Origin of the sequence: Blautia sp. DFI.1.216 (assembly GCF_020594215.1) — a bacterium.
Classification (GTDB): domain Bacteria; phylum Bacillota; class Clostridia; order Lachnospirales; family Lachnospiraceae; genus Blautia_A; species Blautia_A wexlerae.
Window position 1 is genome coordinate 62388 of record NZ_JAJDML010000012.1, and the last position, 24555, is coordinate 86942.

General features: G+C 42.0%; 22 protein-coding genes, 5 pseudogenes and 1 riboswitch. Of the genes and pseudogenes, 3 read left to right on the forward strand and 24 right to left on the reverse strand.

Going from position 1 to position 24555, the window contains the following annotated elements:
- Window positions 1-20: 20 nt before the first annotated feature.
- The 10 genes and pseudogenes from LJE11_RS06755 to LJE11_RS20270 form a co-directional block, all read right to left on the reverse strand.
- Window positions 21-1040 carry a FecCD family ABC transporter permease gene (locus LJE11_RS06755; protein WP_055052829.1) on the reverse strand — a complete coding sequence of 340 codons (1020 nt, stop codon included), beginning with the start codon at window positions 1038-1040 and terminating at the stop codon, window positions 21-23.
- Between the two features lie 139 nt (window positions 1041-1179).
- The gene (locus LJE11_RS06760; protein WP_118613710.1) at window positions 1180-2373 is read right to left on the reverse strand and encodes an ABC transporter substrate-binding protein; all 1194 of its coding nucleotides are present in this window, start codon (window positions 2371-2373) and stop codon (window positions 1180-1182) included.
- 24 nt (window positions 2374-2397) lie between these two features.
- On the reverse strand, window positions 2398-3417 hold the full coding sequence (locus tag LJE11_RS06765; protein WP_022381097.1) for a hypothetical protein: 1020 nt from the start codon (window positions 3415-3417) through the stop codon (window positions 2398-2400).
- A gap of 324 nt (window positions 3418-3741) precedes the next feature.
- Complete coding sequence (locus tag LJE11_RS06770; protein ID WP_055052818.1) at window positions 3742-5154, reverse strand: sirohydrochlorin cobaltochelatase; 1413 nt, start codon at window positions 5152-5154, stop codon at window positions 3742-3744.
- 200 nt (window positions 5155-5354) lie between these two features.
- A riboswitch (cobalamin riboswitch) is annotated at window positions 5355-5531 on the reverse strand.
- A gap of 197 nt (window positions 5532-5728) precedes the next feature.
- Window positions 5729-6043, reverse strand: a pseudogene (gene hisI / locus LJE11_RS06775) (phosphoribosyl-AMP cyclohydrolase); the annotation flags it as partial.
- A gap of 90 nt (window positions 6044-6133) precedes the next feature.
- Window positions 6134-6721 (reverse strand): imidazoleglycerol-phosphate dehydratase HisB, encoded by a 588-nt coding sequence (gene hisB / locus LJE11_RS06780; protein ID WP_008702993.1) that lies wholly within the window; start codon window positions 6719-6721, stop codon window positions 6134-6136.
- Between the two features lie 107 nt (window positions 6722-6828).
- Window positions 6829-8133, reverse strand: coding sequence for a histidinol dehydrogenase (hisD, locus tag LJE11_RS06785; protein WP_008702991.1), 1305 nt, complete (start codon window positions 8131-8133; stop codon window positions 6829-6831).
- Between the two features lie 2 nt (window positions 8134-8135).
- Window positions 8136-8783 (reverse strand): ATP phosphoribosyltransferase, encoded by a 648-nt coding sequence (hisG, locus tag LJE11_RS06790; RefSeq protein WP_008702990.1) that lies wholly within the window; start codon window positions 8781-8783, stop codon window positions 8136-8138.
- A 3-nt stretch (window positions 8784-8786) separates the two neighbouring features.
- Window positions 8787-9905, reverse strand: a complete 1119-nt coding sequence (hisZ, locus tag LJE11_RS06795; RefSeq protein ID WP_022381095.1) for an ATP phosphoribosyltransferase regulatory subunit — start codon at window positions 9903-9905, stop codon at window positions 8787-8789.
- Between the two features lie 619 nt (window positions 9906-10524).
- Window positions 10525-10650, reverse strand: a pseudogene (locus LJE11_RS20270) (DUF6783 domain-containing protein); the annotation flags it as partial.
- Here LJE11_RS20270 and LJE11_RS20275 point away from each other — a divergent pair.
- Window positions 10609-10731, forward strand: a pseudogene (locus tag LJE11_RS20275) (DUF6783 domain-containing protein). The pseudogenes LJE11_RS20270 and LJE11_RS20275 overlap by 42 nt on opposite strands.
- Window positions 10732-10899: 168 nt before the next feature.
- Here the strand turns inward: LJE11_RS20275 and LJE11_RS06800 are convergent.
- From LJE11_RS06800 to LJE11_RS06830, 7 genes are all read right to left on the reverse strand, one after another.
- A complete protein-coding gene (locus LJE11_RS06800) occupies window positions 10900-11433 on the reverse strand; it encodes a Holliday junction resolvase RecU (RefSeq protein ID WP_008702988.1) in 534 nt (177 codons plus the stop codon).
- A gap of 25 nt (window positions 11434-11458) precedes the next feature.
- Entirely contained in the window at window positions 11459-12019 is a 561-nt protein-coding gene (gene lepB, locus LJE11_RS06805; RefSeq protein ID WP_008702987.1) for a signal peptidase I, read from the reverse strand.
- Window positions 11943-12968: an RluA family pseudouridine synthase gene (locus LJE11_RS06810; protein WP_055149671.1), complete on the reverse strand. Its 1026-nt coding sequence runs from the start codon at window positions 12966-12968 to the stop codon at window positions 11943-11945. The genes lepB and LJE11_RS06810 overlap by 77 nt, the downstream gene beginning before the upstream one ends.
- A gap of 81 nt (window positions 12969-13049) precedes the next feature.
- A complete protein-coding gene (locus LJE11_RS06815; RefSeq protein ID WP_008702984.1) occupies window positions 13050-13703 on the reverse strand; it encodes a hypothetical protein in 654 nt (217 codons plus the stop codon).
- Window positions 13700-15646 carry a YgiQ family radical SAM protein gene (locus LJE11_RS06820; RefSeq protein WP_118613718.1) on the reverse strand — a complete coding sequence of 649 codons (1947 nt, stop codon included), beginning with the start codon at window positions 15644-15646 and terminating at the stop codon, window positions 13700-13702. Before LJE11_RS06820 ends, LJE11_RS06815 begins: the two co-directional genes overlap by 4 nt.
- A gap of 102 nt (window positions 15647-15748) precedes the next feature.
- Window positions 15749-16561, reverse strand: a complete 813-nt coding sequence (locus LJE11_RS06825) for a GTP pyrophosphokinase (protein WP_025576989.1) — start codon at window positions 16559-16561, stop codon at window positions 15749-15751.
- A gap of 199 nt (window positions 16562-16760) precedes the next feature.
- Window positions 16761-18212 carry an aminoacyl-histidine dipeptidase gene (locus tag LJE11_RS06830; protein WP_020993878.1) on the reverse strand — a complete coding sequence of 484 codons (1452 nt, stop codon included), beginning with the start codon at window positions 18210-18212 and terminating at the stop codon, window positions 16761-16763.
- 169 nt (window positions 18213-18381) lie between these two features.
- Here LJE11_RS06830 and LJE11_RS06835 point away from each other — a divergent pair, with 169 nt between their 5' ends.
- A complete protein-coding gene (locus LJE11_RS06835; RefSeq protein WP_118339409.1) occupies window positions 18382-19308 on the forward strand; it encodes a hypothetical protein in 927 nt (308 codons plus the stop codon).
- A 107-nt stretch (window positions 19309-19415) separates the two neighbouring features.
- Here LJE11_RS06835 and LJE11_RS06840 read toward each other — a convergent pair whose 3' ends face one another.
- From LJE11_RS06840 to LJE11_RS06855, 4 genes are all read right to left on the reverse strand, one after another.
- Complete coding sequence (locus tag LJE11_RS06840) at window positions 19416-20048, reverse strand: hypothetical protein (RefSeq protein ID WP_008702979.1); 633 nt, start codon at window positions 20046-20048, stop codon at window positions 19416-19418.
- Window positions 20049-20106: 58 nt separating this feature from the next.
- The gene (gene coaD, locus LJE11_RS06845; protein WP_055058006.1) at window positions 20107-20601 is read right to left on the reverse strand and encodes a pantetheine-phosphate adenylyltransferase; all 495 of its coding nucleotides are present in this window, start codon (window positions 20599-20601) and stop codon (window positions 20107-20109) included.
- 126 nt (window positions 20602-20727) lie between these two features.
- Window positions 20728-21279 carry a 16S rRNA (guanine(966)-N(2))-methyltransferase RsmD gene (rsmD, locus tag LJE11_RS06850; protein ID WP_020993877.1) on the reverse strand — a complete coding sequence of 184 codons (552 nt, stop codon included), beginning with the start codon at window positions 21277-21279 and terminating at the stop codon, window positions 20728-20730.
- Window positions 21276-21671 (reverse strand): methylglyoxal synthase, encoded by a 396-nt coding sequence (locus LJE11_RS06855; protein WP_008702973.1) that lies wholly within the window; start codon window positions 21669-21671, stop codon window positions 21276-21278. The genes rsmD and LJE11_RS06855 overlap by 4 nt, the downstream gene beginning before the upstream one ends.
- 289 nt (window positions 21672-21960) lie before the next feature.
- On the opposite strand from LJE11_RS06855, the pseudogene LJE11_RS20280 reads away from it, so the two are divergent.
- Window positions 21961-22146, forward strand: a pseudogene (locus LJE11_RS20280) (small, acid-soluble spore protein, alpha/beta type); the annotation flags it as partial.
- Window positions 22147-22535: 389 nt separating this feature from the next.
- On the opposite strand, the gene LJE11_RS06865 reads toward LJE11_RS20280, so the two are convergent.
- The 3 genes and pseudogenes from LJE11_RS06865 to LJE11_RS06875 form a co-directional block, all read right to left on the reverse strand.
- Entirely contained in the window at window positions 22536-23087 is a 552-nt protein-coding gene (locus LJE11_RS06865) for a prolyl-tRNA synthetase associated domain-containing protein (RefSeq protein WP_008704233.1), read from the reverse strand.
- A gap of 430 nt (window positions 23088-23517) precedes the next feature.
- Window positions 23518-24366 (reverse strand): annotated as a pseudogene (locus LJE11_RS06870) (ABC-three component system middle component 6); the annotation flags it as partial.
- Window positions 24350-24555, reverse strand: a 206-nt coding sequence (locus tag LJE11_RS06875) for a hypothetical protein (protein ID WP_227295731.1), incomplete at its 5' end; no start/stop codon positions are given. The pseudogene LJE11_RS06870 and the gene LJE11_RS06875, both read right to left, overlap by 17 nt.

Consider the following 24555-nt stretch of genomic DNA (forward strand, 5'->3'; position numbering starts at 1 on the left):
TTCTGCTCCTGCTTTTTATATCAATTTCTCTTCTGTCTGCGAATCATGATATAGATTACAACTGGTGCGCCAAACACTGCTGTTACGGAACTGATACTGAGTTCTGTAGGTGCAAATACGGTTCTGGCGATCAGATCACAGAAAAGACAGAATACTGCCCCTCCCAGAAAGCAAGCCGGGATCACAAGGAGCGGTCTGGCTGTTTTCAGCAGGCTTTTTACAATGTGAGGCACTGCAATGCCAACAAAAGAAATTGGTCCTGCAAAAGCTGTCACACAGGCAGACAGAATACTGGATAAGAGAATCAGTCCTATGCGGAACAGCTTGATATTCACTCCCATATTCTGGGCATAAACTTCACCCAGCTGATAGGCACCGATAGGCTTAGACATAAAGAACACGATCACCATTGTGAGCAGAACTACTATTGCCATTACTTTCACATTACCCCAGGACATTCCTGAAAAACTTCCCAGTGACCAGTTGTGAAGATTGACGATATTGGAGTCATCCGCAAATGTAACTACGAAATCTGTAACTGCAGAACAGATGTAACCGATCATGACACCGCTGATAACCAGCATGGACATGTTGTGGACTTTTTTGGCAACCAGCAGGACAAATCCCATGGAAATCATAGAACCGATAAACGCTGCAATGATCATGGCTGCAGAACCCATGGAAATAGATCTGCTCAGAAAATAAATCATCAGAAGTGCAACTACCAGCTTGGCTCCTGAAGAAATTCCAAGTACAAAGGGACCTGCAATAGGGTTATTAAAAAATGTCTGAAGAAGAAATCCGGATACAGAAAGTGCTCCTCCAAGAATGATCACTGACAGAATCCTGGGAAGACGGATTTCCCATATTATATTGTAAGCAGTCGCATCTCCTTGATGTCTGAAAATAATATTCAGAATCTCACCCACTGAAAGATGAATGCTTCCGGCATTTACATTCCAGACAAATAAAATCACCAGAAACACCGCCAGTATAAAAAATGCTATCCAGTATCTGGCTGTACGTTTTTTGTCATCCATATTTTTTGTTCCTTTTGTTTTTATATTTCCTGCTTTTGGCAGTTCTGCAGAATCCCGCAAACATATTTCAATGCCATTCGTAAATAACTATACCAATCGCATAGAATGCGAATTCAAGTGTGCCGAGGATTTACAAATATCATTTTAACTTATGCATATATACAAGTTCATCCAGTGAATCATCATCTGTGGTAAGGATTGTATGAATATCTTCGATCATGGTTCCAAGCTCGGTGGTTTCCTGGAAAAGATTTTTACCCGTACACCACACATTTCCATCCTTCACTGCCTTAAAATCTGCCAGAAGATTACTTTTTGCCAGCAGTTCATCAATACTAGAAAGTTCACCGTCGATAGTACTGTTATAGATGATATAGTCCGCATCTTTTGCTTTGGCATAAAATTCTTCCATCTGCATATTCATGGTAGACAAAGCGTTATCACTTTCTCCTGTATCTTCGGGAACATATTTGCCGCCTGCAAGCTCGATCATGTTTGAAACATAATCACCATTCTTTCGCACATTGACAGCACCTGTGGAATTAATATAAAAGAATGCTACTGTTTTACCTGTATCTTTATCATCAGAGGTCAGAACTTTGTCAAGCTTGTCTGTCTGCTCCTTAAATGCCTTCTCAGCTACATCTTCCTTTCCGAGAAGCACAGCATAGAGTTTCATCCATTCAGTTCTTCCCAGAGGATGGCTCTCATAACTGGAACGTTCTACCATTACCGGGATACCAAACTGTTCCAGTTTCTCTTCCACCTCCGGATTATGATGGATCATAGTTGATTCAATGGCAAGACCACAGCCTTCATCCAGGATCAGTTCATAATCCGGTGCATTGTACTTGCCTGCATAAATCATTTTTCCGGATTCCATGGCATCTTTTGCTTCCTGGATATACCATCCATTCTCCTGAGTTCCTGAAAGACGAATGCTGTCAATACCGTCAATTGCGCGGAAAAGATCCATGGCAGAGGTTGCTACCAGATAGATGTTGTTCAGCGGTTGTTGAATAACTGTGATATCTTTTTCAAGCCCCTTTGGAGCCTTTTTTCCCTCTGGAACTACAAGAAACTGTCCTTCCTGATCGATAGTAATCAGAGCATAGCCATCATTGTAATAGTCTACGCTGAATTCTTCTGCGTAGGAAAGTTCCATACTGTGGTCATAGGTAAGTCCCGGGATATCCACAGGAGTTTTTGCATTGTCTTTATCTGCTGCGTATGCTGTACAGACAGTGCATATACAGATAATAAATAATGCAACTGACATAAAACCGATAAATATTGTTTTTTGCTGTTTCTTTATTATGTTTTTCATCTTCATAATTGTTTCTTTGTTTGTATGTGATTATTTTGCTGTTTTTTCTGCTTCTTTGGCAGTTGTGGAATCAAAATTTAAGGTGTAGTCAATCTCGTGAGGCTCACTCATTGCTACTGTATCTGCTGTTACCTCCATCTCTGCATCAAATACGCTGACAGGGATTTCAAAAGTGGAGTTTCCGTCTTTATTAACCGGCTCATATTTCTCACCATCCACAAGCATATAATCATAGTTCGGACTGCTCCATACGATAGTTGCTGTAGCTTTATCGCCTTCTACATTAATGGCTGCAGGAGAATCAATGGTTGCTCTTCCTGAACCGCCTGTGAGAGTTACATCCATGGTATAATCGCCGTCTTCAAGATTCAGATCTGCCAGAGTCTTACCTTCACTTGTCTTACTGTCTTTCGCATCTTTGTCTGTGTCATCTGCTTTGGAATCTGCATCTTTATTTTCTTTATCATCTTTTTTTGCATCTGTATCATCGGATTTTACAGGATTTTTGACACTTACCTTATGGTCATACCATTTTCCTTTTGTTCCGATCAAAGCTACATCGAATTCTTCATCAATTGCGGGTACCGGGATATCAAATCCATATACTTCCTCACTCATTCCATCGCTGTATGTAACAGTATCTGTGGTTGGCTCAAGAACCTCTGCCCCGTCTTTCTGTGCATCTTCTGCCTTTCCGACGAAAAGGTTTACAATTTTCTTAGAAGCAAGGCTTACATGGATAGTCATCTTGCCATCCTTTACTGTAAGGGTTCCTTTTCCATCGTTTGCTTCATTTACATGGAACATTCCGCTGTCTGTATCAAATTCTGCTGTGTAGGTGCCATCCTCTAATGTATCACTCTTGGATGCATCTGTTTCTTTATTATCTGTGTTTTCTGAATCAGCATCTTTTGCAGTTGTTTCTTCTTTATCAGTGGTTTCTTCTGTTGCCGTATCAGTATCTGTCTTTGCAGCAACCGGGCTTGTACCGATCAGAGTAGCTGAAATAGTAAGTGCTGACATTAATAATGTAAATGAACGTTTCTTCATGATTATTTCTTCTCCCTTATCTTCATATTTTTTATAGTTTTTTCTATCGTGCTGTTCAACCCATCTGCTGCAGAGCAACAGGCTTTTGAACAGGTGATGGCAAATATATTATAGTAATTCCAGAAAATAATGCAATTAAGACAGTTCCTCTGGATCTTTCTCAGATGTGCGCACGTTACTGTGAACGGAATGAACAGAAACGTGCGAACTGTTTGCAGTATTTTATGGAATTGCTATGACTTCTTTTTTTCTTATCATATAATATATCTGCCCGGAAACTTTTGCAAGTTCTCCGGGCAGTTTATCTTGTTTGAACAATATTTTTTATTCAGCGTCAGCCTCTGCAGTATCAGCTGTTGTCTCAGCTGCGTCATCTGCCTGTGCATCGTCTGCCTGTGCATCGTCTGCACTGTCATCTGTTGCTTTGGCATCAGTATCTTCTGCTGCTGCATCGTCAGATGCTCCAAGAGAATCAATTGCTGCTTTTGTATGAGCCACATACAGATCTTCTACTGCTGCGATTCTTCCAAGACCTGCGATCTGACAGTCAACACTGTCGAAATCACCGGATGCCTCAAACTGAGATTTCCAGGAATCTGCATCATCACCAGCCATATCATTGTTAGCGTGGTCTCCGGCAACAACCATCAGAGGACGAAGGATTACATTCTTGAATCCTGCTTCTTTTACTTTCTCGATAACCTTGTCACATGCTGTGTCTTCCGGTTCTCCCTCTACAGTTCCGATGAAAGCGTTTGTGAATCCAAGATCATCCATCTGTGTCTGCATCTGGTCATAGGTTACGTTAGCTGTATGGGATGTACCATGTCCCATGAATACAAATGCTGTGCCTGCATCTGCTGCTGCTTTCATATCATCAAATCCAGCTTCCTTGCAAGCTTCATCTGTGATTGCCTGAGCAACTGCTTTCTTGTCATCATTGATCACTGTAGCGTCATCACCAACTTCACCGAGCATTGGCTCTGCAATTGCAACAGATTCAAATTTGTCTTTGTATCCATCAATTGCCTCTGTCATTTCATCATATTCTGCACCATGCATCAGATGTGTCGGCTGTACAACAAGATTCTTAACACCGTTAGCTACTGCACGGTCAAGAGCCTGCTGCATATTATCGATTACTTCATCATCTCTTGCCTGTACATGGTTGATGATGATCTGTGCTGTAAATGCACGTCTTACTGACCAGTCCGGATATGCTTTTGCAAGGGCATCCTCGATTCCTTTGATATCCTCTGCACGGCTGTCGTTGAAGGATGTACCAAAACTTACTACAAGAAGTTCATTCTCACCAATCTCATCCTGGTTACGAGGATCATCTTTGGAAGCATCACCTGTGTCACGTCCAAAGTATTCAGGGCTTGCTTCTTCACCTGTTACCAGTTCTTTCTGAGCATCTGTAAGTTTGTCCCATGCTTCTTTTGCTGCTTTGCAGTCTTCGTCAGTTGTGTCTGTTCTTTCCTGAACATAAATCTTATCGATCAGGGCACCAACTTCGTCTGCGGCTTTCTGATCATCATCAGAAGCTTCTGTTGTATCATCAGATGCTTCCTCTGTATCTGCTGCATCTGCATCGTCTGCAGCTGCTTCTGTGTCATCTGCAGCCTCTTCTGTTGCTGCATCATCAGATGCAAAAGCAACTGTACCTGTTGCTGCTGTCATGGAACAGGTCATGGATACTGCCAGTAATAAGGCTAACATGGATTTTCTTTTCATTTCGTTTTTCCTCTTTTATTTCTCGTATTTCCGGACAATTGTATGCACAAAAAAGGCAACTGCATATTCTGCAGCTACCGCTTTCCCATAAATACATGGTTTATATGTACCAGATATATCTGTAATTTCGATTCTGTCTGATTCATTTAATAAAAGAGCTATGTATCGTTATGAGAATACAGGTTCTGTATACCGCAGACCTTAAATTCTACGCCAAGGCAGTTCTCCTGACTTCGATCATCGCTGTTTCTCCCTTCCCAGTTTCCCAGTGGTTTCTGAAAAGCAGCTCCCATACACAGTGACGGTATCGCTCCGGATTCTCACCGGATTCTCTTTTGCACATCAAGTACGATGCAACCTTTGCGTTATAACATTGCACATATTCAATTCGGATATTCTTTTTTTATCACATTTTAACAAAAATGTCAATACAATTCGTGTATATTTTCCTTTAATGTTTGGCATTAGTGTTACTGTTCACTCCGTTCACAGTAACGTAGCCAAAATTCATTCCAGATTGCCTGCGGCAATGGAATTTTGGCTTGTATGTATATTATCGCGTTATTCATTACACTTCTGTCAGGGCTTTGAAAAAACAGGTTCTGTTTCCGGTATGGCAGGCTGCACCGATCTGCTCTACTTTAGCAAGGATCGTATCATTGTCACAATCCAGTGTAAGGGATTTTACAAACTGGAGATGTCCGGATGTGAGTCCCTTCGTCCAGAGTTCATTGCGGCTTCTGCTCCAGTAAGTCATTTTACCTGTTTCAAGAGTGGTATTAAATGCTTCTTCATTCATATACGCCAGCATCAGCACTTCGTTTGTCTGATAATCCTGGGCTATAACAGGTACCATTCCATCACTGTTTAATTTAAAATCAGACCATGCGATGCTGCTTTTTAAATTCACTGTATTTTCCATTTTCTGTCTCCATCTAATTTATTGATTGCCATAAATCATTTCGTAAATTTTCAAATTTTACAAACTGCCCTTGGTAGACAGAACATCTGTGATCCTTGGATCATAGGATGTGGCTGCGTCCAGTGCTTTGGCAAAACTTTTGAACATTGCTTCTGCTACATGGTGATTATTCCCACCTGCCAGAACCCTGATATGAAGATTCATGCCACAGGCATAGGAAATGGCATAGAAGAACTCTTTTACCATTTCCGTGGACATGTCACCGATCCTGTCTGTGGTAAACTCTGCATCCCATACAAAGTAAGGTCTTCCGGACAGATCAATCGCACAGAGCACCAGGGATTCATCCATGGGAAGGATGCAGCTTCCATAGCGCTTAATCCCCTTTTTGTCACCAATTGCTTCTTTTAATGCAGTTCCCAGAACAATTCCTGTATCCTCGATGGTGTGATGGTCATCCACCTGAAGATCACCATGGACTCTGACACTGAGATCAAAGAGCCCATGACGGGTAAATCCATCCAGCATATGGTTAAAAAATCCCACACCTGTCTCAATATCAGAATATCCGGTTCCATCCAGATTTATTTTTAATTTGATTTCTGTTTCTTTTGTATTTCTTTCTGCTGAGGCTTCTCTTGCCATGGTTAAGTCCTCTCTGTCTTACTTATTTTCAAACACTCTGAATCCATTGTTTTAATGCGCAAACTACAGTTTACATTATAGCAGATTTCAGATTCAAAGCCTTACCATTATTCTTTATCTTCATCCTCAAAACGAACTGCAATAGAATTTGCATGTGCAGTAAGCTGCTCAGAAGTTGCAAACTGAATGATATCTTTGTGTATATTACGCAGTGCGGATTTTGAGTAATATACAATACTTGATTTCTTTATGAAATCATCTACGGAAAGGGCTGAGAAAAATTTGGCTGTTCCGTTTGTAGGAAGTACATGGTTCGGACCTGCAAAATAATCTCCCAGTGGCTCGGAACTGTACTCTCCGATAAAGATCGCACCTGCATTCTTCACTTTCATCATATCTTCAAAGGGATTGGCTGTCACGATCTCCATATGTTCCGGAGCGATTTCATTGGCTGCCTCAATCGCCTCGTCCATATCCTCTGCGATCAGAATGTATCCAAAGTTATCAAGAGACTTCTGAATGATTTCTTTTCTGGAAAGAACCTCCACGAAACCTTTTACTTCTTCATCTACTTTCTTCGCAAATTCCTCACTTGTAGTGATCAGGATAGCACATGCCAGTTCATCATGCTCTGCCTGGGAAAGAAGGTCAGCTGCCACAAAATGCGGATTAGCTGTCTCATCTGCAAGAACAAGGATCTCACTCGGTCCTGCAATGGAGTCAATGCTTACATAGCCATATACTGCTTTCTTTGCAAGAGCTACGAAAATGTTTCCGGGACCTACGATCTTGTCTACCTTCGGAATACTCTCTGTTCCGAAAGCAAGGGCACCGATCGCCTGTGCACCACCCACCTTATAAATCTCATCTGCTCCTGCTTCTTTGGCTGCTACCAGTGTGGAAGCGCATACTTTGCCATCCTTTCCGGGCGGTGTTGTCATAACAATATGCGGGACTCCTGCCACTTTCGCAGGTACAATATTCATCAGTACAGAAGACGGATAAACTGCTTTTCCACCGGGTACATAGACACCCACACGATTTAACGGTGTTACTTTCTGTCCAAGCATAGTTCCATCTGTTGTGCTTGTAAACCAGCTGTTCTGGATCTGTTTTTCATGATACTGACGGATATTGACCAGAGCTTTGCGGATCACTCCAAGAAGTGCAGGATCAATCTGCGCATAAGCCTCTTCAATTTCTGCATCTGTGACGCGGATAGTCTCTTTTGTCACATCAGCTTTGTCAAATTCTTTTGTATAGGCAAAAAGAGCTGCGTCCCCTTCATTTTTTACTTTATCAAGGATCTGAGCTACTGTGGATTCAAATTTCCCATAGTTATTCGGGCTTCTTTTCAGCAGATTCTCAAGAATATCCTTTGTTGATTCTTTTGTTAATTTTACTGTACGCATCTTTACATCTCCTCCTGAAGAACTCTTCTTAAGTCTTCAATAAGTTTACGGATTCTCTCATTTTCCATCTTCATGCTCACCTGATTGACTACCATTCTGGCAGACAGCGGGCAGACCTCTTCCAGCACCTTCAGTCCGTTTTCCTTCAGTGTACTTCCGGTCTCCACAATATCTACGATCACTTCAGACAGACCAACGATGGGTGCCAGTTCAATGGAACCGTTTAATTTGATCAAATCTACTGTCTGGTGTTTTCTGTTAAAGAAGTAATCCTTGGCAATATTTGGATATTTAGTCGCCACACGGATCAGCTGGTTGTTCTCCAGAACCTCTCTGGCACTCTCCGGTCCACAGACACACATCTTACATTTTCCAAATCCAAGATCCATCACTTCATAAAGCTTACGGCCTTCCTCCAGGATCGTATCCTTTCCCACAATTCCGATATCTGCCGCACCATACTCTACATAGGTAGGAACATCCGGCCCTTTTGCAAGGAAGAATTTCATCTTCAGTTCTTCATTGGTAAAGATCAGTTTACGGGAATCTTTATCTTTCATCTCTTCGCAGGTGATTCCTGCTTTCTCAAACATCTCCATTGTTTTGTTGGCAAGTCTGCCTTTTGTCAGGGCAACTGTCAGGTATCTCATGGCTTATCTGGCCTCCTTTTTCAAACGTAATGCCACACATCTGCCCTCTGCACGAAGTTTCTGTGCCTCTTTAATGGCTTCTGTACGGTTCTGTGGCTCGTATTCGATCACTTCCGGCTTCTCCTCTTTCTCAGAGATCAGTTTCTGGCTGGAAAGTGCAAGAAGAAGGTTATCTACTTCAAGGGCAAATCCGATAGATGCCGCAGGTTTGCCAAAGTGTTTCATCAGGCCATTGTAACGGCCTCCCTTGATCATAGGTTCACCGGTTCCGTAAGTATATGCCTGGAAAATGATACCTGTATAGTACTGATATTTACTAAGCATTCCAAAATCGAAAGAGATATACTTTTCATATCCGTAGTTTTTCATAATCTCATAGATTTCTTCCAGTCTGGAAACTGCCTCCAGTGCGCAGGCGTTGTTTGTCAGACTTCTGGCTTTCTTTAAGACTTCTTCTGAACCAAACATCTGTGGGATTTCAGTAAAGGCTTTCTGCATACTGTCTTTGAGTTTCTGTTCTTCTACAAACTCTTCTACTCCGAAAGAATTTTTCTGCGAGATCAAAACACGAAGACGTTCTTCTGCTTCCGGACCGAGTTCGGCTTCTTTTAATAAGGATTTGAAGTAATCTACCTGTCCGACACTGACCTGAAATTCTGTAAGACCTGCTGCCAGAAGGCATTCCACTGTCATGGCAAGAAGTTCTGCATCTGCATCTGCGGATTCATCACCGATCCGTTCTACTCCCATCTGTGTGGTTTCTTTGAGATGTCCTCTGTAGCTGGTGTTATTAATAAATGTGTTTCCTGTGTAGCAGAGGCTTACAGGTTCTTTGTCCGGGGAAAAGTAGGTTGCACAGGCTCTGGATACAGACGGGGTGAAGTCAGGTCTGAGTACCAGGGTATTGCCTTCTCTGTCAAAGAATTTATAAAGTTCTTTGGATGGGATGGTTCCTACTTCGCGGCTGAATACTTCAAAGTATTCGAATGTCGGGGTTTCTATGTCTTCATAGCCATACTGGTGGAAGACGCGATGGATTTTCTCCTGTACCTTTCTTTTCTGGCTGCATTCGCCGTTGTAGATGTCTCTTACACCTTCAGGGGTGTGGAAAATACGCTGCATGGGTGGTCCTCCTCTTGGTTATGTATTGTGGTTGTTATTACTTTGCCGATTTCGCTTTAGTACAGTAACGTGCTACTAAAGTAATGTGAAACTAGATAGAATTATAATTGTTTTTTAGAAAAATGTCAAGTACAGTTAATGTTATTATTATATGTTTAGAGGGACGCTCAGAAACATATTGTATTTGAGGTGCGGTTTCGGTATCTAAGAGCTTCTAAGTCTTCAGGAAATCTGCTAAAACCATGAGAAGAAAAGCCCGGAATTACTCGCTGTCGCTCAGACAAGGGGCTTTTCTTCTCATAACGCAGATTTCCTGAAAACTAAGAATCTCTAAGACACCTGCAAATGCACCTCAAATACAATATGTTTCCGAGCTGGTTTTCGCAATGTGGAAGATTATGACGGCTATAGCAAGTCTATTAACTAATGCATTTAAGACAGTTCAGCCGAGTGCGAAAGACAAGGCAGATACCTACAGGCGTGCTGACGCACATCAAGGATATCTGACGCAGGATTTTACGCTCTGATGAACTGAATCAATATACATTATAAGAGGCTTGCTATAGTATGCCAGCCAGTTGATTTCTTCATGGTTACTGCCAATACACAGCGCAGAAATTTATTTTATTTCCGGTGCATTTGCAGGTATCTTAGAGCGTGTCTGAAAAAGGCTTTCTGCAAGATGTGCGTCACAATTTGTGGAATATTTTGCCCGGATGAGGGCGCCGTAGCGGGCTACGGCAACTGAATTCGGGTGAAATATCCCGCAAAGTGGGGCGTGCAGATTGCGGGAATGATTTTTCAGACACACTCTAGAGTTTCTTAGGCAAAAAAAATCTGCGTTATGAGCCGGCTGTTTCACTGTCTGAGCGAAGTCGGCGACGGAGCGAGTTTGAGAAGACGGCTCATGCTTTTAGCAGATTTTTTTTGCCTTAGAAACTCTTAGATGCCGAAACCGCACCGGAAATAAAATAAATTTCTGCGCGTCCCTCTTCTATTCCCTCTCATCAAGATCAATCTGAATCCCATCCAGAAAGGGCACAAGAAACCCGCTTTTTTTATTCAAATAGTACTGAGGCTCCAGTTCTTCGCGCCGGAAGCTCTTGCGGCCGCCTTCCTGCATCCGGTTCCAGAAAGTAAGGAGACTGCGCAGTGTAAGGTAATAGAACTGGTTTTCATGGCTGTAGAATATAAGAAAAAAAGCCACCCCTCCCTGCTTTTCAAATGCCTGCATAAATTCCACCTGATGAGGATGGATATTCGCAAGCGGAAAAGTATCCGCCGCACATTCTTTGGCATCAAAGCAGACAGGGATACCCTGTACTGCTCCGATATAGTCTACAGTGCTTCGTTGCTCGAAATATGCCAGCGTAATATGACGGTTTTCCTTATCCATACGGACAGGTGTGATCGGAGTGGGAATTTTCTGGATAAGTGCCAGTCCCTTTTCTCTGTATTGTTCATTTGTACGATTTACAAGATCCTCCAGAGTGGATCCCCGCAAACCTCTGCTGTTCCATGTTGCCACTTTATTTCTCCGTAAATTTTATTTTCTACTTCAATAATTTTACCGACGGATAATACCTGATAACTGCCTTTCCGACAATCTCATCAAATGTCACAAAACTGGTGCTTTTCCAGCAACGGGAGTCTTTGGAATGATTGCGGTTATCACCCAGGACGAAATAGCTGTTTTCGGGAACTTCATACGGGCCAAAGCTGCCCCTTGGTTTTTCCGGAACGAAACTGTCATCCAGAGGAATCTCTGAATCATTGATATAGACTTTGCCGTCCTTAATCTGTACTTTTTCTCCCGGAAGTCCGATGACTCGTTTGATAAAAAGCTTGCTTTCGTCATCCGGGTATTTGAAAATAACAATGTCAAAACGTTCCGGATCTTTTATTTTTTTTGATATTTCATGTCCGAAGAAATCCAGATTGAGTCCATATGCAAGGCGGAATCCGAAAATACGGTCTCCTGTCATAATGGTTTTTTCCATTGATTCGGAAGGAATTTTGGCATTGATCAGTACTACGCTATTCACAAGCGTTACGATCACTACTACTATGATGATCATTTTTGCGTAATCCCATATTTCTTTCCAGATTCTCATGATAAGCCTCCTCAAGATTTTCCTCTTTGATGATTTTACAGAAAAGCTCCGGTGCCGGCGCCACAAAGGTCTGGTCTGTCTCCGGAATTACTAACCTGTATGCATGGAGAAGCTGATGCCTGACTCCATGGCGGATGTATTGCTTATTAAATTCAGAATCTCCGTATTTGGTGTCTCCAAGCAATGGATGTCCTGTTCCTGCAAGGTGAGCACGAATCTGGTGAGTACGGCCTGTGATCAGCTCAACTTCCAGAAGAGTTATTTTTCCGTTGCTGCCAAGAGGACGATATTTCGTTTCAATCGGCAGGGAATCTTTGAATTCCTGTCTGCTTACGATTACTTTGTTTGTTTTTTTATCTTTGTGCAGATAACCCCTGATATGATCCGGTTTTTCTATTTTGCCTTTTGTGAGGCAGATGTAGTATTTGTGAAGTGTTCTGTCGTGGAATATCCTGGACAGAAACTGCAGACCGGCAAGGCTTTTACCTGCACAGACCATTCCACTGGTATTACGGTCAAGTCGGTTACATACAGAAGGTCTGAAGGTTTTGAGCTGTTCTTCTGTAAGATCACCTTTCTTTAAAAGGTAGCCGGTCAGATATTCTACAAGGGACGGTTCCCCGTCATCTGCCGGCTGTGAAAGCATCCCTGCCGGTTTATTGATGATAATGATATCAGGATCCTCGTAAACAATATCCAGTTCGCAGTATGCTCTTGCTGCCTGACTGCTTCCTGCAAATTTATCGAAAGTTTCATCACTCAGAAACAGTTTGATGGTGTCGCCTTTGAGAAGTTTTTCGTTTCCTGTGGCTTTCTTTCCATTTAGAGTGATGTTCTTTTTGCGAAGCATTTTGTAAAAAAAACTTTTAGGTGCTTCTCTGAGAAGCTTGGCCAGATATTTATCAAAGCGCTGGCCCGCTTCATTTTCTTCTATAATAAATTCTTTCATATTTAATTGTTCCTGTATAATTATACCAAACTCCGAAATAACACATTGCTATAGATATATTTTGTAATTGAATTCCGGCGACTACAGACACAATGCCAGAATGGTCTGTCGGATCAGTTCGTTTCTGGAAAGATCCGGATATTTTTCGTCCGGGGTAAATTTGATTCCTTCTTCCAGACTTTCTCTGTGATCGTTCATGGAATCAAGACGTTCCAGGAACGGACGGAGATCTGTAAAAATTTTCACCGTCACTTTATAACCGTTTTTACGGATGATCTTCTGGGAATTGGTTTCCATGAAAGATGCATCGATTTTCGGATCACTGCTGTAAGCCACTACTGTATTTCCACATACTGCTGCTGCATCAATATAGGCACTTTTTTCATAAAAAGTCATGTAAAGTTCATATGCCATATCCAGACTGCCCTGATGCTCATGGATTTTCTGATATAATCCGGCATCCATTGGTCTGCATTTCAGAATCATGATCAGATTCACCATGGATTTACATGCCGGAAGACAGCCAACTACAGTTACAACTGTCCAGACAGTCATTCTTGTCTTAAAATAGAACCAGGATGTAAAAAAGATGAATAAGGGTACTGCAAAAAGAATTGCAGTGATGATCAGGCGGCGTCTCTTTTCACTTCTGAAATATCCGAAGTTCCCTTTGGATACTTTTGAAGATGTTTTCGCTTTACTTTGTTTTTTATTTCTGTTTTTCTTTTCTGTCACTTACGTCCTCCTCTGGAATTTTTCTTATGTATATTTCTGATAGTATTCTTCTTTGCAGATGCTGAACTGTTTTTGTTATTTTTGCTATTTCTGCTGTTTTTCGCATTCCGACTACTGCCCTGAGTATGCTGTTGGCCTCCATGATTCTCTCGAAGCGGCCGGATCAAACATTTAGGGCCGTAACCTACCAGGTCCATTCTTCCGGTCATTTTGAGGCCTTCCAGCACCAGTTCTCTGTTTGCAGGATTCTTGTACTGCATCAAAACTCTCTGTATTGCTTTTTCATGGGGGTTCTTCGGCACATATACCTTCTCACCTGTAAGAGGATGGATTCCCGTATAGTACATACAGGTAGAAAGAGTAGACGGGGTTGGATAGAAATCCTGTACCTGTTCCGGGGTAAAGCCAAGATCCCGGACATATTCCGCAAGTTTTACTGCCTCTTTCATGGTACATCCCGGATGGGAGGACATGAAATACGGGACAGCATACTGCTGCTTTCCTGTTTGCCTGTTTGCCGCATCATATTCCTTAAGAAACTGCTGATAGACGCTGTGACTTGGTTTTCCCATATACTTCAGAACCTGATCAGACACATGTTCCGGTGCCACACGCAACTGCCCACTTACGTGATGTTCCACCAGTTCACGCAAAAAAGTCTTGTCCCTGTCTGCCACCACATAATCAAAGCGTACACCGGAGCGGATGAATACCTTCTTCACTCCCGGGATCTTCCGCAGCTTCCGAAGCAGAGAAACGTAATCCGAATGATCTACAGTTAGGTTTTTGCATGGCGTGGGAAACAGGCACTGCTTATTCTTGCAGACCCCTTTCGTGAGCTGTTTCTGACAAGATGGTTGTCTGAAATCTGCTGTGGGACCACCCACATCGTGAATATAACCCTTGAACTCAGGATCATTTGTCATTCTGGTAGCTTCTTCGATCAGAGACTCATGACTTCTGGTCTGAAGAATTCTTCCCTGATGAAAAGTCAGGGCGCAGAAATTACAGCCGCCAAAGCACCCTCTGTTGCTTGTCAGGCTGAACTTGATTTCTTCCAGTGCCGGAATTCCGCCCAGCTTCTCATACATGGGATGAACTTTCTCCGTATAAGGCAGGGCATATACATCATCCATTTCCTCCTGTGTCAGGGGCAGAGCAGGAGGATTCTGTATAATATATCCCTTTGTCCCATAAGATTCTGCCATTGGTCTGGCGCTGAATGGATCTGTATTCTGATACTGAATGGCAAAGCTGTCTGCATAAACCTTCTTGTTTACTTTTACTTCCTCATAAGAAGGAAGAATAATCGGATCATAAACTCTCGACAGATCCCTGCACTTAAATACAGTTCCTGCAATATAGGTAAGTTCCTCTACCGGCAGTCCACTCGCCAGCGCATCTGCAATCTCTATGATCGAATGCTCACCCATTCCATAGGAAATCATATCTGCCCCGGAATCAAGGAGTACACTGTGTTTTACTTTATTCTCCCAATAATCATAATGTGCCAGTCGTCTCAGGCTGGCTTCAATCCCACCCAGGATAATGGGTGTCTTTTTATAAGTCTGACGGATCAGATTGCTGTACACGATCACCGCGCGGTCAGGACGAAGTCCCATCTGGCCTCCCGGTGAATAGGAATCTTTCTGCCTGTGCTTTTTAGAGACTGTATAGTGATTTACCATAGAGTCCATATTTCCCGCAGACACCAGAAATCCCAGTCGAGGCTCTCCAAATACCTGAATACTCTCCTTCTTTCTCCAGTCAGGCTGAGGAATGATCCCCACTTTATACCCACGACTCTCCAACAGTCTGCTGATGATCGCAGTACCAAAGGAAGGATGGTCCACGTAGGCATCACCTGTAATATAGGCAAAATCTACCTGCTCCCACCCTCTCTGTTTCATTTCTTTCTTTGTTACCGGTAAAAAATCCTGCATTTATATTTTCCTCGTATGTATTATAGTCATGCGGATACGATCATCCGCCACACAGTTCTACATCTGCAGCAAACCTTTCAAATTATCATTTCCGGATAATAATCAGACATGATGATACACTGCCTGTGCCCGGTATCCTTCGGATATAATATCAAGCTGTCTGTGGAACCGCTTCAGTTGCTGAAGATCTTTTGTTTTAAATACTCTCAGGAACTCATCCTGAATCTTCATAATCTCCCGCTTATTTGCAATCTTGTACAGATTTTCAATGTTGATCAGAATATCCTTCACCAGATTAGACTGCATCTGTGACGAATTCTGTGCATCCATAATCTCATTCCGCACAGAAGACATCTCATGGTCAAGAGCATTAATGGCATCTGCTGCCTTGCTCAGACGTTCTGCCACATGCTCCGGCATATCCCCTTTATATTTATATTGCAGGGAATGCTCAATCGTCGCCCAGAAGTTCATAGCCATTGTACGGATCTGTATCTCCGCCTGCAGCTTCTTTGGCCCTTTGATCGTATCCACTGTATAATAAATAATCAGATGATAACTTCTGTAACCACTCTGTTTAATATGCTTCAGATAATTCTTCTCACTCTTTATAACCATATCGCTTCTCTTCTGGATCAGGGAAGCAACCGTCTCTATATCCTCCTCAAACTGGCAGATAATACGAACACCGGCAATATCCTCCAGTTCTTCTTCCATTCTCTCCATAGGAATATGCTTGCGCTGCATTTTCTCAAGAATACTGCTCACGCTCTTAACCCTGCCCTCCACCTGCTCAATCGGGCAGTAAACATCATTCTCTTTACATTCATCAATAATGTGATTGAATTTCACTTCCAGCTCTCTCACAGCCAGTTCATACGGGCACAAAATGCTTCTCCATAACTGTATTTCCATTTTCACTCGCTCCTTGCATTTCATACATTTTGTTATTATAGCATAGATTTTGAAAAATATCTCGCTAATATGAATAGTTTCTGTTTTTTTTAGAAATGCCTAGTTCCGCATTCTGATACAGTATATGCAAAGCACCGGACATATAGAACATTCAAAAAAGCACCCCTGCCGCCAAAGCGCAACAGGGATGCTTCCAACATCACTCTTTAAGAGCCTCCAGAACTTTCACCAGATACTTCCAGACTCTCTCTGTAGAAGAAATACTAAGCACCTCTTCAGACGTATGAATATCCTTCATATCAGGTCCCAGAGACACACAGTCAAGTCCTTCCATCTTCTTATAGAAAAGTCCACACTCAAGTCCTGCATGGATTGCCACCACATTCGGTTTCTGTCCATACATTTCCTCATATACTTCCACCATCTTATCACGAAGCGGTGAATCCTTGCGATACTCCCACGCAGGATAAACGCCCTGTCTCTCATACTCTCCGCCAAGGAACTCCGTCAGATAGGCAATCTTGTCAGAAAGGGAATCTCTGGCTGTCTCCACAGAACTTCTGATACTGGAACTTCCCATTACCTCATTCTCAGAAGTCTTCAGAATACCAATATTCGTAGAAGTCTCTACCAGTCCTTTGATCGTTCCGCTCATTTTCTGAACACCATAAGGTACATTTACAAGGAAGAAAATTACTTTTTCTTTACTTGTGGGATGAAGAACCCTTACTTCCTGTTTTCCCTCATCTTCAACAGTTACTGTGATACCCTCATCAGTTCCTGCATACTCTTCTCTCCATGCTCCCTGCACAGAAGCCGCATATTCTCTGACAGCATCTACATTTTCTTCAAGAACAAGGATTTCTGCTGTAGCCTCCCTTGTAATGGCATTATCTTTCTGTCCGCCCTGCACACTGATCAGTTCAAAATCTGTTTTCTCATCCAGACCATGGAGAAATTTTCCGAGAAGAGAATTTGCGTTTGCACGATTCTTGTCAATCTCAGCTCCGGAATGACCGCCCATCAGTCCGCTGATCTTAACTGTCAGCTTCTCTCCCTCTGCATCCAGTCTTGTCACTGGAATATGGCTGACTCCGGAAAGTCCGCCTGCACAGCTGATCCAGAGGCTTCCTTCTGCTTCAGAATCCAGATTGATAAATCTTCTTCCTTTTAATACACTGCAGTCAAATCCAACTGCACCCAGAAGACCGATTTCCTCATCTACAGTAATAAACACTTCAAGCGGCGGATGAGCAATTGTATCACTTTCCAGAAGTGCAAGACCATAAGCAACAGCAATTCCGTCATCACCACCAAGGGTTGTTCCGTTTGCAGATACATAGTCACCTTCTACAGAAAGATTTAATCCGTCTTTTGTAAAATCATGCTCTACATCCGGACGTTTCTCACATACCATATCCATATGTCCCTGAATGATCACTACAGGAGCATTCTCGTATCCCGCTGTGCCCGGTTTATAAATAACCACATTATTCATCTCATCCTGAACATATTTCAGATCATGATCCTTTGCAAACTGAACCAGATAGTCGCTGATCTGCTTTGTATTTCCTGAGCCATGAGGAATTTTGCATATCTCCTCAAAATAATGGAACACTCTTTTGGGTTCACAATTCTCTAAAACTGCCATAATTATATTACCTCCAAAAATCACACATTTGTCTTATAATATACCATTGTTTTCCCGATATACGACAAATTTTCCAGATATATTTTACCCAAATACTATAGCATTTATTTTCATTCTGCGCCATATAAATTTTATAAAGAATGGCAAACAATTGCAAAGAGGTTGTTGTATGTCCAAAAACACCATACTCACCGGTGGTATTTGTTTTCTTCTTGTCTTTCTTCTGCTACATCCTGCTGAAAGTCTGTCCTGTGCCAGAGCCGGAATGACTCTGTGGCTGAATACATTAATCCCAACGCTTCTCCCATTTATTATTCTCACAGGAATGCTTACACATACCGGTCATATCCGGAAACTTCTCCTGCCATTTGAATCATTCTTTCATATTTTTCCGGGTGTCAGCATCTGGGGTGGTTATGTTTTCGTTCTCGGAATGCTGTGTGGTTATCCTCTGGGAGCCAAACTTGCCTCTGATCTGTATGGATTACATAAAATCAGCAAAAAAGAAGCTCTTTATCTCACTACCTTCTGTAACAATCCAAGCCCTGCCTTTATCATTACCTATCTCTGTAAGTCCTGTCTTAAGGATACAGTACCTGCCGGCATGGTCTTTGCGAGTATTTTTTCAGCAAATCTGATATGTATGCTGTTCTTTCGTTTTTTTGTGTACCAAAATGCCACCATCTCAGATTCCCCAGAATTTTCACCCGAGATTTCTTCTCGAAAAAATATACTTGATTTTTCTATAATGAACGGTTTTGAAACCATTACACGTCTCGGAGGATATATTCTATTGTTCTCCATTCTGGCAGGATGTATCAGATATTATGCGCCTTTTCCACTTCTCTATCAATACCTGCTGCTCGGATTTACAGAGATTACTTCCGGACTTTCTCTTATTTCAGTTTCCGGACTGCCATACATGACTCGTATACTTTTGTCCGCTGCAGCCACCGCATCCGGCGGTCTGTGCATCCTTGCTCAGACAAAAGGTGTTCTCCACCATGACCTCAGCATTCTGCCTTATTTTATTTCCAAGTGTATCTGTACATTCCTTACAGCAGGTATTCTTTACTGTCTGATTTCCTATCTGTGAAAATAAATTCTTTCCGGGAACTGTCATCATTTCATTATACAAAATCAGGGCAGGAAATTTTCCTGCCCCTTGTTTTCTCATCTTCTATATTTATAACTGATTTATTTTTAGTTCTCTCCCAGATCATCTAACAGATCGTCATCATCATCTTTCGCTCCGTCATTATCATGATAAGAGCCTGTAATTGCTGCAGCCTGTGCTGTCTGAGGTGCAAGTTCCTGACGATTGTGGTTTACAACATCAAGACAGCTCTGCAGGGAATCAATAAATGTTTTGTATTTCACACCTGCATCCTCTAATGTTGTATTAAGCACACTGCCAATATTGGCCATCATATCATCTGTATAGGTGATCGCGCTGAGACGAATGCTGTTTGCATCCTGTGTTGCAGAATCCAGAATCTCCTGTGCCTGTTTGTTAGCTGCATTGATCGTATCATTTGCCTGTGCATATGCTTTCTGCATAATCTCATGCTGTGTTACCAGTTCCTGTGCTCTTGCCTGTGCATCTGCGATCAGTGCATCTGCCTTAGTCTGAGCATCCTCAAGGATAGCGTCCTTATTGTTAATGATCTTCTGATAACGTTTAATCTCATCCGGAGTTTTCAGGCGGAGTTCTCTCAGAAGTTCCTCAATTTCTTCTTTATTTACCACAATCTTAGTAGTTGACAGTGGCTGGAATTTACAGCTGTCCACATATTCCTCAATCTCACCGATAATCTGTTCAATTCTGCTGCTCATAGTATATACACTCCTTATTTTCTATTTCTGTTACTGTACGCTCTATGTGAACAATAACTTATTTGTTGTCTGCTGTAAGACGAATCTTCTCAATAACTGCATCCGTTATCTCGGCCGGTGCAAACTTACTCAGGTCGCCTCCAAAATGTGCAACTTCCTTCAATATTGTAGAACTCAGGTATGCATATTCCAGACTTGTAGTCAGAAATACAGTATCTACATCCGGTGCAAGTACACGATTGGTCTGAGCCATCTGGAGCTCATACTCAAAATCTGTAACTGCACGAAGTCCACGTATGATCACCTGAGCGTGATTCTCTCTGGCAAAATTCACAGACAATCCCTCAAATGGTTTTACCTCGACATTAGGAACGTCCTGAGTCGCCTTTTCTAATATATTAACACGTTCCTGCACAGAAAACAACGGACTTTTTGAAGAATTATGTAAAACGCCCACTATCACTTTGTCAAAAGAAACTGCTGCTCTCCGGATCACATCAAGATGTCCATAGGTAGCCGGATCAAAGCTGCCGGGATATACTGCTATTTTCATTTATTTTTACTCTCTCTTTCCTCTGGCACATACACATATGCATAACAACACGAATGCTGCCTGCAGGCAGCAATCTTATGATAATTTCAGGAAGCAATGCATTCATTCTGAAATTATTATAGTTAATTATGCACGTTCTAAAAATACATGCTTATTTGTTTTATACTCTTTCGAACGCAGCTGCCTGTAACCGAGAGATTCCACATAACTGAAATCCGTCTGAAGATCCGCTTCCACAATAATAAGTGTATTCTTATCTGCAACTGTGCTGTCTTTCAGATATTCCAGCACCTGTCTTTCCAGTTCATTATTATATGGGGGATCCATAAAAATAATATCAAAAACACCTTTTCCCTCAAGGGAACGCAATGCCTGCAACACGTCCATGTTCAGCAGTTTACCATCTTCTGCCAGTTTTGTAAATGCAAGATTTTCTCTGATGCATGCAGCAGCTTTTGGATTCTTCTCCACAAACACTGCATAAGAAGCCCCTCTGCTCAGAGCTTCGATTCCGATCCCGCCACTTCCGGAAAAAAGATCCAGGAAACGGCATTCCAAAAGCTCCGGCTGAAGTATATTAAATAATGTTTCTTTGATTCTGTCAGTAGTAGGTCTTGTGTCTATCCCCGGAATTGTTTTCAAATTAAGCCTTCTGGCTTTACCTGCGATCACTCTCATTTCAGATTCAGTCTCCAATCCAGGTCTCCTCTTGCAAGCCCTAAAATAAGAAGTTCTGCTGTGGCAATATTTGTCGCTACAGGAATATTGTACTGGTCGCATCTTCTCACGATGCTTGTGATATCCGGTTCTTTAGGATCAATCATGACCGGATTGTAGAACAGAATGACCATATCAAGATCCTGACGCTCTACCATCTCCATAAACTGCTTGTCTCCACCAATGCTGCCGGCAAGGAATTTATGCACATGAAGGCTTGTCGCTTCTTCTATTCTCCGTCCGGTTGTACCTGTGGCATAGACCTCATGTTTGGCAAGTATATTCTTATAAGCGATGCAGAAATCTTCTATCAGTACTTTTTTACTGTTATGTGCGATTATACCTAAGTTCATAGTTTCTCCTCTCCGTTTCTCCTATTTATTTTGCGGATTTTATCTTTTATCCACAATCCTAACTGTAATTATAACAAAGCACTAAATAAAACGCAATTAAAACTTAAAAAATATACATAATTCATAATTTATTAATATTTTTCTTACAGTCATCATGCAAGTTTTCCTGTTTCCATGCTCTTCCTGTCCATGCGAAAACTTCCAGTGTATTATTTCTGCATCTTCATATACTAGCATTGCAACACAAAAATACTTTCAAAAGAAAACAACAACCAAGGAGGAAATTGATATGTCAAACACAAAATCTTCTAACCAGACAGCTGTACCGGAAGCAAAAGGTGCGTTAGACCGTTTCAAATTCGAGGTTGCAAATGAATTAGGCGTACCGCTTACAGACGGGTACAACGGTAACCTGACTTCTAAACAGAATGGTTCTGTCGGAGGTTATATGGTCAAAAAAATAGTATCAGAACAACCGCTGAATTTCAATTCCATATTTTATATCATTCCCAGAGTCATTGTCAACTACAGAACAACATTCCCAGGTATTTGTTACTGTTTACGCACCACTATCCCGAGACATATAACCCCCGAAATAATTGTATTATAGCCTTTATTCTCGGCCGGTCTTATGATAAGATTCTCCGACATTTCCGGAACCGGAACTTGGTATTCGCTGTCCCAGAGTGATCATATGTAATCGTCTGGACGCAGTGCATGAGTCTAATGCGATTGGAGTATCAAGGATAGCAGGAATTCATGCAGGATTATGGCATTTTAAAATAGTCCATATTCAGAAAACCCTCAGATATAGACAAAATCTATAGCTGAGGGCTTTCCTGTGTCTTTGGTTATGTGTTTTCCTTATTCCGGAACCGGCAGAGTCACTGTGACAGGCTCATGCTCCAGTGCTGGAATAATTTTCTGCATCAGATCTTCAGTTGTGAATTTGAGACTCGAGGTATTAATACAGGGATGACAGCCGAAGTATGGCTCCTTCATGACATCTTCATCAATAAGAAGCTGTACTTTCTTCTCAGAATCATTCATCAGTCCCAATACACTGACGGATCCAGGGGTGATATCAAGATATTTCTCCATATATTCCGGTTTGGCAAAAGATAATCTGGCGGAATGGATCTGCGCAGAGAGATCTTTTGTCTTAAACGGTTTATCACCAGGCATCAGAAGAAGATAAAAATCCGTCTCCTGACGATTGCACAGGAACAGATTTTTGCAGATCGTGGTGTTGTCGCCAAGGGCGTGGTCAATTTCTTCGCAGGCTTCCATAGTCATAGCAGCCTCATGGTCAATACGCTGATATTGAACTCCAAGTTTGTCTAAAAAATCATAGACACGGATTTCTTTGTCCAGACGATTATCTGTATTCTCAGGTCTTCCCTTTTGTAATTCCATTTCGTGGTGCTCCTTTATTTTTTATTGATGAAAGTGTAATCCTTTTATATGCGGATTGTCAACAAAAGGGCAGATATCCAGAATATTTTTCTGGTATCCTATACATTCTACCACCTCCGCGGAATAGATCACTAGCACTCCAGCTCTCCCCACCTTATGATACCAACCGGTCTATCCGCAGCAGGAATATCATGTGATGCTCCATAGTACCCATCAGTACCCGCTATATATCCGCTGAAACAACATCTCATCCAACTGCATCTACTGCCAGCATCCCTGCATCCTGACATGGATTATTCCCCCATCCTATCCACAATGCTGTAGATACTTACATAGAAAGCCTCCATGGGGATAAAACGGTACTCACAGCAATGGAATTGCCGGATATCAAAGAGTTTAACAAAATCGGCTATTCAATAGCCGTAGTAGTTCATATACATAAGTTTATGCACCCTTTCTTATCGACCTCTGCCGCATCTATAAGATACAACCAATCTAAACATAACAAAACATGGGACATATTGGAAAGGAATTCTGTTTTCGCACGATTTGCATTTTCTGCGGACCGGTAAGCCTCTTTCAGTGCCTGACGGGATTCAATCTCTGCTTTCTTCTCCTGTGTCACATCCATGGATGCCAGCAATACCTTTTCCAGCTTTCCATTCTTCCATTCCAAGGGAATATAAGAAGCGATTTTATAAGTCTTTTCATCCAGGCTACAATACTCAAACTTATAAATATCATTTTCACTTTTCAGTTTTTTTCGAATATTATCCGGGGCTATCAGAATATCTATAGCTTCCAGTGGTTCCAGTGTCTTATACCTTTCAAGAACCTGCATCTGAAAATCATGATAAAAGCCCAGAGGTTTATATATCATCTGTCCATTCAGGTTGTAGAACTCATATCTGTCATTTTCCAGATCACAGACAACAAAACGGTCAACCAGACGCACAATACTCTGGATCAGCAGCTCCATGGAGGCATTATCTGCTGCCATCTGCAGATGCCGTGCGCTCTCTATCTTTGCCTCTGTGATATCACGCAAGAAAATCATGGCATATTCTGAATCCTCTATCTCTCCACGTATGATCACATTGCGAACCCATCGTTCTTCTCCATTCAGAGTGATTCGACACTCTAAAGACAATTCAGTTTCCAGCCCCTTCAGCCTTTCTGCAATATAATCACGGTCATAAAAAGCGGATACCGCCTTCTTATCTGTTTCCATAACATAGGAATCCACAAAATGCTGTATCAGTTCATCCCATGTATGACTTGTTCAAAGAGTTCATTTGAACACCCCTTGAGAAATGGCACTTGCAGGCATAAAAGAAGGCAGGCAGTCTCGTTATAAGACTACCTGCCTGTTGATTATTCTTATGCTGTTTTCTGTATTTCGCCAGTTCGGCAAACTGGAAGTTAGCGATTTCTTTTTCCGGTATTCTCTGTCCCACGGATTTCCTCA

Excerpts from the sequence above, each read along its gene's own strand:
- LJE11_RS06755 (WP_055052829.1), bottom strand. The coding sequence starts at position 1,040 with ATGGATGACAAAAAACGTACAGCCAGATACTGGATAGCATTTTTTATA.
- LJE11_RS06760 (WP_118613710.1), bottom strand. The coding sequence starts at position 2,373 with ATGAAGATGAAAAACATAATAAAGAAACAGCAAAAAACAATATTTATC.
- LJE11_RS06765 (WP_022381097.1), bottom strand. The coding sequence starts at position 3,417 with ATGAAGAAACGTTCATTTACATTATTAATGTCAGCACTTACTATTTCA.
- LJE11_RS06770 (WP_055052818.1), bottom strand. The coding sequence starts at position 5,154 with ATGAAAAGAAAATCCATGTTAGCCTTATTACTGGCAGTATCCATGACC.
- hisB (WP_008702993.1), bottom strand. The coding sequence starts at position 6,721 with ATGGCAAGAGAAGCCTCAGCAGAAAGAAATACAAAAGAAACAGAAATC.
- hisD (WP_008702991.1), bottom strand. The coding sequence starts at position 8,133 with ATGCGTACAGTAAAATTAACAAAAGAATCAACAAAGGATATTCTTGAG.
- hisG (WP_008702990.1), bottom strand. The coding sequence starts at position 8,783 with ATGAGATACCTGACAGTTGCCCTGACAAAAGGCAGACTTGCCAACAAA.
- hisZ (WP_022381095.1), bottom strand. The coding sequence starts at position 9,905 with ATGCAGCGTATTTTCCACACCCCTGAAGGTGTAAGAGACATCTACAAC.
- lepB (WP_008702987.1), bottom strand. The coding sequence starts at position 12,019 with ATGAGAATCTGGAAAGAAATATGGGATTACGCAAAAATGATCATCATA.
- LJE11_RS06810 (WP_055149671.1), bottom strand. The coding sequence starts at position 12,968 with ATGAAAGAATTTATTATAGAAGAAAATGAAGCGGGCCAGCGCTTTGAT.
- LJE11_RS06820 (WP_118613718.1), bottom strand. The coding sequence starts at position 15,646 with ATGCAGGATTTTTTACCGGTAACAAAGAAAGAAATGAAACAGAGAGGG.
- LJE11_RS06825 (WP_025576989.1), bottom strand. The coding sequence starts at position 16,561 with ATGGAAATACAGTTATGGAGAAGCATTTTGTGCCCGTATGAACTGGCT.
- LJE11_RS06830 (WP_020993878.1), bottom strand. The coding sequence starts at position 18,212 with ATGGCAGTTTTAGAGAATTGTGAACCCAAAAGAGTGTTCCATTATTTT.
- LJE11_RS06835 (WP_118339409.1), top strand. The coding sequence starts at position 18,382 with ATGTCCAAAAACACCATACTCACCGGTGGTATTTGTTTTCTTCTTGTC.
- LJE11_RS06840 (WP_008702979.1), bottom strand. The coding sequence starts at position 20,048 with ATGAGCAGCAGAATTGAACAGATTATCGGTGAGATTGAGGAATATGTG.
- coaD (WP_055058006.1), bottom strand. The coding sequence starts at position 20,601 with ATGAAAATAGCAGTATATCCCGGCAGCTTTGATCCGGCTACCTATGGA.
- rsmD (WP_020993877.1), bottom strand. The coding sequence starts at position 21,279 with ATGAGAGTGATCGCAGGTAAAGCCAGAAGGCTTAATTTGAAAACAATT.
- LJE11_RS06855 (WP_008702973.1), bottom strand. The coding sequence starts at position 21,671 with ATGAACTTAGGTATAATCGCACATAACAGTAAAAAAGTACTGATAGAA.
- LJE11_RS06865 (WP_008704233.1), bottom strand. The coding sequence starts at position 23,087 with ATGGAATTACAAAAGGGAAGACCTGAGAATACAGATAATCGTCTGGAC.